This window comes from Micromonospora sp. ABR4_055, assembly GCF_056160425.1.
Genome location: NZ_JBSWXD010000271.1, coordinates 1 through 4,301, shown reverse-complemented (window position 1 = coordinate 4,301; position 4,301 = coordinate 1). Strand labels below are relative to the sequence as shown.

2 protein-coding genes are annotated in these 4,301 nt (G+C 75.8%); both read right to left on the bottom strand.

Features of this window, described 5'->3' with window-relative positions; genetic code table 11:
* Nucleotides 1–232: 232 nt before the first annotated feature.
* Entirely contained in the window at nt 233–1,078 is an 846-nt protein-coding gene (locus ACXAHD_RS31550) for a hypothetical protein (protein WP_475055077.1), read from the bottom strand.
* Between the two features lie 156 nt (nt 1,079–1,234).
* Nucleotides 1,235–4,301, bottom strand: a 3,067-nt coding sequence (locus ACXAHD_RS31545) for a hypothetical protein (RefSeq protein ID WP_475055076.1), incomplete at its 5' end; no start/stop codon positions are given.

Below are 4,301 nucleotides of genomic sequence, written 5' to 3'. Positions count from 1 at the left end.
GCGGGGCCGCAGACCCGGCCGCACCCGCACCGGGCGACAGACCAGGCGGACCAGGCGGATCAGGCCCGGCAGATCAGCCCGGCCACTCGCCTACTCGGTCCAACGCCAGGATCCAACGCCGCCCGGCCGGCCGATGTTCCCCCGCGCCCAGCACCTCAGCCACCCGCCCGCCGCGCCGCACCGAACCGCGCAGACAGGCCTAACCGCGCAAACGGGACGCCGCCGACCCTGGTCAGTCGCCCGGCCTCTTCCACAGCACGTACTCCAGTTGCAGCGGGCCCTGCTCGCCGTCGACCGACGTGCGCTGGGTGAGCGTGCCGTACCGCCCGTCGCTGGTCCGGATGCAGTAGACCGGGAACAGCCGCCGCCACCGGTTGCCGCTGAACATGCCCTGGACGACCTCCTCGTCGTTCCAGGCCGAGTCGGGCAGTGACGAGCAGCCGCCGAGGGTGGGCGTACCTTCGTCCCAGTCTGCGGCCTGTGCGCCGTTACGCAGGGCGGCCTGGCCGCCGGTCAGCGAGCTCCAGGTGCCGGCGGACCGGGGCTCCACCAGATCCACCGCCGCGGCGAACTCCGGATCCTGCTCCGGGTCGCCGAACCGCCCGGTGTCCAGGTCGTAGTGCAGGTCGTCACCGTCGAAGACGAGCCGGTCACCGGCGTACACCGGTTCGCTGTCCAGCGCGTCGGTGATCACGAGCGTGGAGTCGACGGTCGGGTCGGCGGTGATGGTGATCCGGTTCTGTTCGATCTCGGTGACGAACCGCCCGTCCATGTCGATCCGCAGCTTGCGGGTGGTGTCGATCCGGAAGACACTCACCCGCTGCGTACCGTCGATCGTCTGGTTGATCATCAGATAGGTGGCGTCCTGGTCGGCCGCCTGCTCGCGGGCCGCCTCCTCGGTGGCGTAGATGCCGACTTCGGCGACGACCCGGTACGGCGCCGGCAGCGCCGCCACCGACTCCTTGGCGATCTCGACGACGATCGGCATGATCGCCTCCTCGAAGGCGGCCATCCGTTCGTCGTCGCCGCAGCCGGCGACGGCGGTCACCGTGACGACGGCCGTGACGAGCCCGACCACTGCCCGGACCCACCGGCCCGACCCGAGACCTCCGTACGGCCGTGATCGTCCCGTTCGTCGCACGCGCGCCTACCGCCTCTCCGATCACACCGACACCGACCTGCCGGTTCGCTGATCATGATGAGGTGGTCGCGCAAGGTCAACGCCCGGTCGGGCTCAGCCGGACGCCATCGCGATGTCGAGGGCCGCCGACCGGACGTCGGGCACCGGGTGGCGGCGCAGCCGGTGCAGCGGCGACCGCCACGGCGGCGACCAGCCGTACCGGTCACCGGCGCGGACCAGCGCCACCGCGAACAGCCCGCCGGCCAGGTCGCCCCGCTCAGCGAGCGCCCCGACGACGGCGACCAGCACCGCCGGCTCCCAGCTGCCCTCGGCGCGGCGGACCTGGTCGGTCAGCGTCTCGGCGAGCCGGCCAGCCAGCACCGGACGGTCGGCGACCAGGTCGGCGAGCGCGGTCAACTCGGCCGCGACCGGGGTCGCGGTCGGTGCGGCCAGCGGCACCAGGTGGGTGAGCAGCCGAGCCGCCTGCGGGGTCAAATCAGCAAAACCGGCGAGGGTACGCGCGGCGGCCCGCACCGCCGTCCGGTCGGTTTCCGGGTCGGCGTCGCGGCACCAGCGCACCGCCGCGTCGACGACCCGGTCGAGGCGGCGGTGGGCCGGCCGGTCCCACGCCGGGTCACCCGGCCGGTCGTCGGCCCGGTCCAGCCGGGCCAGCGCGGCCACCGCGACCACCAGCGGCGACCGGTCGACCGCCGGCGGCGACCCGTCAGCCGCCACTGCCACTGCCGCCGCCGATTCGTCGAGCAGCCGGATCACCACCCGCATCGCCGACGCCCACCGGTGCGGGTCGTCCAGGTCGGTCAGGGCGGCGACGGTCAACCCGGTCAGCTCGGGCGCCCAGCGGGCCCAGGCCGGCAACGCCGCCCAGGCCAGCCGGGCCGCTTCCGGGTCCGGGTTGCTGGTGGCGGCCACGACCAGGGCGGCGTACCGGGGGCGGTCCGGCTCGGCGATGGTCGACGGCGGTGCGTCCAGCAGCGCCGACACCTCAGCCCGCGACGGCGCCGCCGAATCGGGCCGGCCGACACCAGCCGCTCCGGCCAGGATCGTCCAGCTGGCCGGCACGTCGGGCCGCTGCCGGGCGGCGGCGACCGCGGCGGCCCGCACGTCGGGATGCTGGTCCACCCGCTGGTACGCCGCGGTGACCACGTCGAACGCCTCCGGTGGGCCGAACCGGGCGAGCAGCCGCAGCGCCTGCTTGCGGCTGGTCACCTTGCCGGCGCCGAGGGCGACGTCGGTCAGCATGGCGACCAGTGTCGACGGTGCGACGAGCCGGGCGGTACGGCCGGCCGCGTAGACGGCGACCCGGGCCCGGTCGTCGTCGACGTGCCGCAGCAGCACCGGCAGCGCCTCGTCCGGCCGGTCGGTCCAGGCCAGCGCGGCCAGCGCCGCCTCGGCCAGGGTGACGTCCGCCGCGTCGAGGTACCGGGCGACGACCGCCCAGCCGACACCGGGCACCGGGGCGGCGCAGCTGATCGCCCGTACCCGATGGTGTTTGGCCATGCTCCGGTCGGCGGCGATCGACGCCAGCAGGTCGGCGTACGCCTGCTGGTGGCGGGGCAGCCACCGGGCGACCCGGTGCGCCGGGCCGGGCACCCAGCGGGCACCGGCGGAGAGGAACTTGCCGGTCCGCTTACCGGGCGGCGTGGTGAACACCTCGTCGAGCAGGTCGGTGCGACGGGTGCAGATCGCCTGCCACACCTCGTGGATCTCCACCGTGGACACATCGACGGCGAGCACCTCGCCGACCCGGTCGGCCCGGGTCGCCGGGTCGGCCAGCCACAGCGTCACCGCCCGGCGGAACACCGACGACACCACGCCGGGGCGGATCGCCCGGCGCAGCAGCCGCTGCAGGTGCGGCAGCCGCCAGGCGCGCCGGCCGAGCGACCAGGCGACGGCGAACAGCGGCTCGAACCGGTCCCGGGCCGCCGCGCCCTCGATCCACGGTGCGATCCGGGTGAACAGGTCGTGCTCCTGGCCCCGGCGCAGCACCTGGTCGAGCCGGCCGAGGAACGGCACCTGCCGGCCGTCGTACAGCGTGTCGAAGGTCTGCATCGCCCAGCCGACCAGCGCCGGGTCGGCCGCGTGCCGGCGCAGCACCTGCCCGGCCAGCCCGCCGATCGCGGTCAGACTGGCCGACGAGGCGTCCCGGGCGGCCACCGCCTGGGTGACGACGTCGGTCAGCGCCGGCACCGTCGCCGGCGTGAGCAGGCCGACGACCTGCGACAACGCGGTGAACGCGCGGGCCCGTACCGGGTCCTGGTCGTTGCGCAGCCGGCGCAGCTGCTCGACGACGGCGGCGACGGCCGCCGGGTCGCCGCTGCGGCCGGCGGCGGCCAGCAGCAGCGCGTAGCCGGTGCCCCGGGCGGTGGCGTCCGCGCGCCGGGCCGCCGCGACCAGCGCCGACTCCGCCTCGGCCCAGGGCAGGAACGCGGTGTACGTCAGCGTCCAGTCCTCGCTGGCCCGGACCCGGTCCAGGTCGAGTATCCGGCGGACCTCCCGGTGCTGCCAGTGGCGGGGCAGCACGGTCAACAGTTGCTCCGACAGCAGCACGTCGGCGGTGTCCACGTCGGCCGTCACCGCGTCGTACAGCTCGCCCCGACGGGCCGGGGCCAGCGCGGCGAGCAGCCGGGCGAAGGCGTGGTCGGTGCCGCGCAGCCGTACCCCGAGCGGCGTCAGGTCGGTCAGGTCGGCGTCGCGCAGCCGGTCCAGCAGTCCGGACGGCAGCTGCTGGCGGCGCAGCCAGCCGGCCCGCGCCGGGGCGGTGAGCAGCCGCAGGGTCCGCGCCGGATCCGCGCCGGCCAGTACGCCGTACGCGGTCGTCGCGCCGGGCAGGCTGGTCGTCGGGGCGTACCGCTCCAGCAGGTCGAACACCCGCGTCGGATGCTGCTGCGCGGTGTGCAGCACGACGCGGCCCCACTCGGACCACCAGGTGTCGCGGGCGGCGCGGGACCGGGCGGCGAGCTGCGCCTGCGCGAAGTCGAGCAGCACGGTGGGGTGCCGGCGGGCCAGCGCGGTGCCGCCGCCGACGGTGTACGACAGCGGCGGCAGCAGCCGGGCGACGGTCTCCGGGCCGCAGGCGGGCAGCAGGACCGCGGCTTCGCCGTCACCGAACCGGGCGCGGACCGGGTCGATCAGCGCGTCGGCGAGGTCGGCGCGGCGGGCC